The 7066-nt window shown below is 50.2% G+C and carries 6 protein-coding genes; 4 read left to right on the forward strand and 2 right to left on the reverse strand.

The window, feature by feature from the left end; all coding sequences use genetic code 11:
* Positions 1-47 precede the first annotated feature (47 nt).
* The 3 genes from rapZ to whiA are packed head-to-tail and all read left to right on the forward strand — an operon-like array spanning position 48 to position 2864.
* Positions 48-917: an RNase adapter RapZ gene (gene rapZ / locus QOR82_RS05680; protein ID WP_283583809.1), complete on the forward strand. Its 870-nt coding sequence runs from the start codon at positions 48-50 to the stop codon at positions 915-917.
* Between the two features lie 10 nt (positions 918-927).
* Positions 928-1914 carry a gluconeogenesis factor YvcK family protein gene (locus QOR82_RS05685; protein ID WP_283583810.1) on the forward strand — a complete coding sequence of 329 codons (987 nt, stop codon included), beginning with the start codon at positions 928-930 and terminating at the stop codon, positions 1912-1914.
* Positions 1915-1925: 11 nt separating this feature from the next.
* Positions 1926-2864 (forward strand): DNA-binding protein WhiA, encoded by a 939-nt coding sequence (gene whiA / locus QOR82_RS05690; RefSeq protein WP_283583811.1) that lies wholly within the window; start codon positions 1926-1928, stop codon positions 2862-2864.
* A 61-nt stretch (positions 2865-2925) separates the two neighbouring features.
* Here the strand turns inward: whiA and QOR82_RS05695 are convergent, their stop codons facing one another.
* Together QOR82_RS05695 and clpP are read right to left on the reverse strand one after the other, a co-directional pair.
* Positions 2926-5832, reverse strand: a complete 2907-nt coding sequence (locus tag QOR82_RS05695; RefSeq protein ID WP_283583812.1) for an LTA synthase family protein — start codon at positions 5830-5832, stop codon at positions 2926-2928.
* Between the two features lie 132 nt (positions 5833-5964).
* Complete coding sequence (clpP, locus tag QOR82_RS05700) at positions 5965-6558, reverse strand: ATP-dependent Clp endopeptidase proteolytic subunit ClpP (protein ID WP_283583813.1); 594 nt, start codon at positions 6556-6558, stop codon at positions 5965-5967.
* Between the two features lie 218 nt (positions 6559-6776).
* Between clpP and QOR82_RS05705 the strand changes: the two genes are divergently transcribed.
* Positions 6777-6908, forward strand: a complete 132-nt coding sequence (locus tag QOR82_RS05705; protein WP_283583814.1) for a hypothetical protein — start codon at positions 6777-6779, stop codon at positions 6906-6908.
* The last annotated feature ends 158 nt before the right edge of the window (positions 6909-7066 follow it).

Below are 7066 nucleotides of genomic sequence, written 5' to 3' on the forward strand. Positions count from 1 at the left end.
CCGGTATGTTATACTTTCAGAAGTGATTCAAAATTGGAGGCAACGAGATGGCAAAACAAATGGATGTGGTCATCATCACAGGGATGAGCGGAGCTGGCAAAACGGTGGCCGTGCAGAGTCTCGAAGATTTAGGCTACTTCGTCATCGATAACATGCTGCCGTCACTGGCAGGGAAATTCATTGATGTTTTAAAGCAGTCTGATGAGTCTGATAAGGCGGCCATGGTGATGGACTCACGTTCACGTGGCTTTTACGACCAAGTCGCTAGCACCGTTGCAACACTGCGTGACCGGGATGACGTTCGGGTTAAGCTGGTCTTTTTGGACGCGAGTGATGTCGAACTGATTTCGCGTTACAAAGAAACCCGGCGCAACCACCCGCTTTCCCCTCACGGCACTGTTTTGGAAGGCATTCAACGCGAACGTCAATTGTTGAATGACCTGAAGAGTCACGCCGATGTGATTATTGACACCACAACCCTCACCCCGCGTAACTTGCGCTTGCGCATTGCGGATTATTTTGGGGACGGGGATGAAAACAACTTTTATGTCGAAGTTCTTTCCTTCGGCTTTAAATACGGTTTGCCATTGGACGCCGATATCGTGATGGATGTCCGTTTTCTGCCCAACCCGTACTATGTTCCCGAATTGAAGCACTTGACCGGCAATGACAAAGCTGTCCAAGACTATGTTATGAACCACCAGGTCTCGCAAGACTTTTACAAGCACTTGTTAGGCCTGCTTGAGGTCGCTTTACCGGGATACATTCATGAGGGTAAGAGCAGTTTGACGATCGCGATCGGCTGTACTGGTGGCCAGCACCGTTCTGTCACAATTGCCAACCGTCTGGCTGACGATTTGCGCCAGAAAGAATATACGGTGAACGTTCACCATCGGGACGTTCACAAAGCAGACTAGGAGTATAACAATGTATCAAAAACCAAAAATTGTGGTGATCGGTGGCGGCACCGGTCTACCAGTTATTCTGCGGGGGTTGCGCGACAAAGATGTTGACATTACCGCCGTGGTTACTGTTGCTGATGATGGGGGCTCATCAGGTGTTTTACGCAACTACGTCAATGTCGTGCCGCCTGGTGACATCCGCAACGCTTTGGTTGCCTTGTCCGACTTGCCAAAACTGGAGCAGGATATTTTTCAGTATCGCTTTGACTCGAATGACAAGTTCTTGGCTGGTCATGCTATCGGCAACCTGATCATCTCGGCCTTATCGGAGATGCAGGGCAATATCTTTACGGCAGTCCAGAAATTATCGGGGATGATGAAGATCCGCGGCCATGTTTTTCCGGTGGCCAATGAACCTCTTACCCTAAATGCGGAATTTACGGATGGTAAGAAGTTGAGCGGGGAGTCCGAAATCACCAAGGCCCACAGCCGGATCAAACGCGTTTGGGTCACCCCGTCAGAAGACAGCGACCAGCACGAAGCGGCCGCGATGCCCGAAGTCATCAGCGCCATTATGAATGCGGATGAAATCGTGCTGGGGCCGGGAAGCCTCTTTACAAGCATCCTCCCGAACCTGATGATTAAAAACGTCGGTGAAGCGGTTCGCAAGACCAAGGCGGAAGTTATCTACGTTTGCAACATCATGACCCAGAAGGGCGAAACAGATAACTTTACTGATGCTGATCACGTGCGGGTTCTCAACCAACACATCGGGCAGAACTTCATCGACACGGTCCTGGTTAACATCCAGCCAATTCCAGAAGACTACATCAATTTTCAGCAATGGAACGAGATTTCCCGGCCGGTTGGTCACAATTTCCGTGGCTTGCGGGAGCAGGGCTGTCGGGTGATTTCGTCCAACTTTGTGCGGCTGCGTGATAACGGGGCCTTCCACGACCAGGAGTCGGTGGCAGCTGAACTGTTAAACCGGCTTCACGAAGTGCACGATTAGGAGGTGTGGCTGTGTCCTATGCGAGTCAAGTTAAGAAGGAGCTCACCCAGCTGTCCGTGAGTCAGCCGGCCAACGCCAAGGCGGAACTGATGGCCCTGATTCGGATGAACGGCTCCCTGAGTCTTTTTTCCCACCAACTGATCCTTAACGTGTCAACCGAAAGCCCGGCAATCGCCCGGCGCATCTACGTCCTCATCAAGGATTTTTACAAGGTTGAAAGTGAAATCTTAGTGCGGCGCAAAATGAAGCTGCACAAGAATAATACCTACGTGGTCCGGCTGCGTTACCACGCTCAAGACCTCCTCAGCGACCTGGGGATTTTAGATGGTTTACAGATTAAAGAAGATGTGCCGTTAAGCTTGCTGAAAGACGACTTGCAGTGTCGTTCTTATTTGCGGGGCGCCTTTTTAGCGGGTGGTTCGGTCAACAATCCGGAGACCTCGCGTTACCACCTGGAGATTTATTCTTTGTACAAGGAACACAACGCGATGATCGCCAGAATGATCAACCGTTATAAGCTGAATGCGCGGACTACCAGTCGGCGGAGTGGCTACATCGTTTACCTTAAAGAAGCGGAGAAAATCGCTAATTTTCTCCAGCTGATCGGGGCAACCGAAAGCATGCTTCAATTTGAAAATATCCGGATTGTCCGCGACATGCGCAACTCCGTCAATCGCCTGGTTAATTGCGAAAACGCAAACCTGGACAAGGTGGCAAATGCTTCGAACAAGCAGCTGGCCAATATTCGGCTCATCCAGGCCCGTGGCGGTCTCAGCCAGTTGTCCGACAAACTGCGGGTGATGGCCGAGACCCGGCTGGCTCACCAAGAGGTGTCCTTAAAGGAACTTGGCGAGTTGGTGCCGGATGGGCCAATCTCTAAGTCAGGGGTTAACCACCGACTGCGGAAGATCAACCAGTACGCGGAAAAACTGCGTTCCGGTGTTTCCTAAGAGCTAATGAAAAAAAGTCTGTCTGGCACTTCATGTGTCAAACAGACTTTTTCTATATGCCTTATTTTGCCGGTGTCTTCAGGAAGCTCTTCTTAAAGAGGTACTGGTGGCCAGCCGTAAGGTCGTATTGGACGAGCTTGTAGTCGTGGAGCAGCCGTTGCTGCTTGCGGTTCAGGTTGACTGCCTGTGAATGCTGGTTCACGAAGGTCGTCCCTCCCGTATGAATGGTGTTATTGTGATCCGTCCCGTTGGTCGATAGACTCATCGCGGGCATGTCCGTATAGATGCGGGTCAGCAAGGCGTAGTACGGTGAGACCTTGACGTTCATCTGCATCAGTGCCATTGCGGCGAAGTCGTTCGGACTGACAACCTTGTGCTTTTCCAGCTTACGGCCATGGCCGGTTGCCGCAGGATTGCTGTAGATCCAGTAGTCGGTTTCGTGAAGGGCGATACCGTACTGACTCATTGAGACGTGGCCGTAGATGCCTGGCAGGTGGTCGCCATACCAGACAACGGTGACGGGTTTCTTAACCTTATCTAAGCGGTGCAGGAAAGCCTTTGTTGAGCCGTCGGTGTAGTGAATACCCTGGGTGTAACTTTCGATTTTGGCGACACTATTATCGGTCGGCGCCGCGTCACCGCTGACGGTATAGTGAAGTTTGCGGTAATAGGTCGGCAGGTATGGCATGTGATTTTGCATCGTTGCGACTTGGATGAACTGACCGGCATGGTGCTGCTTAAGTACCTTGAGGGTTTGCTTGTAGGTCGCGTCGTCAGAGACCCGTGGGTTGTTCTGAATCGTGCTGGTGTAAGTTAATGCCGGGTGACTGCCGTAGTGGTAGAAACGGTCAAACTTGAACTTCGGGTAGACCCGGTTGCGGCTATAGAGCTGGGCGGAGAAGGGGTGCACGGCCTGGCTGTAATTAAAGAGCTGGTTGATTGACCAGGCTTGTTTTTGGTAGGGCACTAACTGGGAGTAAGGAGTTGGCAGGGTCGGTGAGAAGTTAGCTTCCGACAGTCCCGTCAAGGCCATGTATTCCATGTTGGCAGTCCCGCCACCATAGCCGGAGCTAAGCATTAAACCGCCGGTGGTGTGTTTTTTGATTTGGCTGATGTAGGGAATCGGATTGTGATTAACGTTTAGGCCAGGAACCCGCCGCGGATCCGCGAAACTTTCGCTGAGGATGAAGATTAGTGATTGCGACTTGGCATTCCCAGACCGAGATTTATTGATTTGACTGCCGACATGACGGTAATGTTTGGCCAATTTTTCCATGGTTGATTTGGAGTAGCCGGCTGGTTTGGCCATGATGGTGACGTCGACGTTGTTGGCAAACTGGAGGAGGGTCCCGTTGATTTTGGCTCCCCGGATTTGTTTGTAAAAGTAGGGAACGTCCTGGGCGTTATCGAGATAATGGCGGACGGGTGTGTTGTTGTGGTTGGCAAAAGCAAAGCTGCCAAGGTAGGCACAGGCGACAATTGCCATAATCAACCGCCCCTTCCAGCTGAGACGACTCGCGTTGGTGTCGAAGTGTTGCAGGGCAAGAGCGATGGCTGCCAACACTACCAGTCCTACCACCATAGCGATGACCACTTTGCCATTGACCATCGAAAGCAATTCTTTAACAGAACCGATCATCGAGAGGTCAGTTGGCAGGATCGGTTCGTCCCGACTCGCAATTTTGAGCTGGGAAGCGGTGGTCCAAACCAGACTAAAGGCGGTCATTAAAATAAGAGCAGGCCAGTAATGGTTGCAGATCGCCATGATGATGGCAAAGATGGCTAACAAAATCATGATGTTGAGCCAGACCAAAGTTGGGCGATTGTGGAAGAGCCACACGACCATGTCATTATTGCCGGACCAGATCATCAGGTAGGAGAGGGCAATGAGAGCCCAGGCAACCGCGATAACAAGCCACCAGCGCCAGTTTCTCTCAAGCCAGCGAGCTAGCCCTTTAATTGCCGGCAGGAGGTCCAGCGGACGATTAAACTGTCGAACACTTCGGTTCAATAACCAGCAAAGAGCGGCGAAAACGATAATTGTTCCCAGGATTTCTAGTCCCAATAATAGGTAGGGATTGAGATTAGTGCGTTGATAAGGAGTTGCCAGTGACCGGGCGATGATCATCAGACAGAGCAGAATGGTTTCGCCACTGAGCAAGGTGGTGAGGTCCACTTGCTGGCGGGGATAATTGTGGATAAACCAGGCAGCCAACACCAGGATGAAGACCAGCATGAAGGCTTGGGTAGCACTCAGGCCCACAAGATAGTGGTTGGTGACGTTAATCCCGTTGTGTGGACTGTAGTTGACGTTGTAGATGCGGTACCAGTTATGGATTGCCGCGGCTAACCAGGTCACTAGCGCGAGAACGGCCCAGCGACGGTTGGACCATTGTTTGACGCGGGGATCTTCTGACAGCCAGTCACCAGCTAGGAAGAGGAAGGCATCCCAGGTGATCGTATTCCCGGTCCGGAAGCCGAAAAAGTCCCGGTGCCAAATTAGGTCGGTCACGAAAAAGATGATGCCAACGGCCAGGGTAATGTGACGGCGGGTCGTCACCGGAATGTTACGGATCAGGCTTTTTAGCCAGGGAGCCATCGCAGCGAGGAGGCAGAGCATCAGCCAGTAGGCGAAGACGTTTGCCATCAAATACAATTCACGAGGATCTTTTGGCAACTGAGACGTTAAACGATCAATTAATGAAAAGATCAGGCCACTGACCAACATCCCGCCGGCCAGGGTCACGAAGTTGTCTTCCGGTTGAACATAAGCCCCCAGGAGGACCGGAATGGTGACGATCAAGGCAACGGCTAGACACTTGAACAGCCACGAGCCGATAAACAACGGACTGCCAATCGTCAAACTGGTGAGGGCGCCACCGGCCGTTGCACAGAGCTCAATAATAATGATTAGTGAGCTAAGAACAAGGGGCCACTTTAAGTGACGTCCAGAGTTGCGGGTATTCATCAAAAAACTTCCCTTCAATTCAATTCGCAATAGCAATTTTAAAAGTTTGCCCTAAAACATACATTTTACAACGAAAAAGGAGCCAAGACCGGGAAAGTCTTGACTCCTTAATAAAGTTTAACTACTTATTTATTACTTCTTAATTTCGTTGTTGGACATGATGCCATCGAGTAGGCCGTAATCAACAGCTTCTTGAGCGGTCAGGTAGTGATCCCGTTCAGTATCCTTGTTGATTTGTTCGATCGATTGACCAGAATTCTGAGCCAGGATTTCGTTGATCATCTTCCGGGTCTTCAAAATTTCGGTTGCCGCGATCTCAATTTCGGTCTGTTGCCCCTGAGCACCACCAGAAGGTTGGTGAATCAGGACTTGTGAGTGTGGCAGCCCAAAGCGCTTGCCCTTGGTACCAGATGATGCCAGGACGCTGGCCATTGAGGCAGCCATGCCGATAACGATGGTTTGGACATCGGACTTGATGAAGTTCATCGTGTCGTAGATGGCCATCCCAGAAGTAACGACACCACCAGGTGAGTTAATGTACATATAAATGTCTTTAGTTGAATCCTGGGCATCCAAGAAGAGTAATTGGGCAACAATTGAGTTAGCCATGTCGTCTTGAATAGTACCAGACAGCATAATGATGCGGTCCTTCAGCAGCCGCGAGTAAATGTCGTAGGCCCGTTCGCCACGTGAGGACTGTTCAATAACAGTTGGAACTAAGTTCATGCTTGCGCCTCCTAAATTAGCACTTGCTAGCATTGATTGCTAACTTGTTGATGCTCTTACTATATACCGTTGGTCAAAAAAGGTCAAATCATTTGGCTAAATTTTCTGCTTTTCTTTTGCATCAGCAATCAATCGGCTAAAAGAGGTTGCTTTTCCGGCACTGCACCAGTATAATGGGGAATGTTGAAATTCACGTAGAATAAAGGAGGCATATCCCAATGCGTAAAGCACATCCACATGGCGTTCAAGGTCGCCGTCCCGTAGCATCACGTTACAAGCGGGCTCTGAAGGAAAAGAAGATTGAAGCAATTCGCAAGTGGGCTAAGGAAAAGCCGGCCGACGAAAAGTAATTGCCTTAACTAATAAATTAGGGGGATGACCCCCACCAAGCTGTTCGACGTTATCGTCGGACAGCTTTTTTACTATAAGAGTGAGAATTTACAATTCAAGTGCAACATAAATTAAAAAAATAACCCATAACGGGTAGAATTAGTTTAATAACCAAATC

Origin of the sequence: Limosilactobacillus difficilis (assembly GCF_947387495.1) — a bacterium.
Taxonomy (GTDB): Bacteria; Bacillota; Bacilli; order Lactobacillales; family Lactobacillaceae; genus Limosilactobacillus; species Limosilactobacillus difficilis.

Coding starts and splice junctions, on each gene's coding strand:
- QOR82_RS05685 (WP_283583810.1), top strand. CDS start 928: ATGTATCAAAAACCAAAAATTGTGGTGATCGGTGGCGGCACCGGTCTA.
- clpP (WP_283583813.1), bottom strand. CDS start 6,558: ATGAACTTAGTTCCAACTGTTATTGAACAGTCCTCACGTGGCGAACGG.
- rapZ (WP_283583809.1), top strand. CDS start 48: ATGGCAAAACAAATGGATGTGGTCATCATCACAGGGATGAGCGGAGCT.
- QOR82_RS05705 (WP_283583814.1), top strand. CDS start 6,777: ATGCGTAAAGCACATCCACATGGCGTTCAAGGTCGCCGTCCCGTAGCA.
- QOR82_RS05695 (WP_283583812.1), bottom strand. CDS start 5,832: ATGAATACCCGCAACTCTGGACGTCACTTAAAGTGGCCCCTTGTTCTT.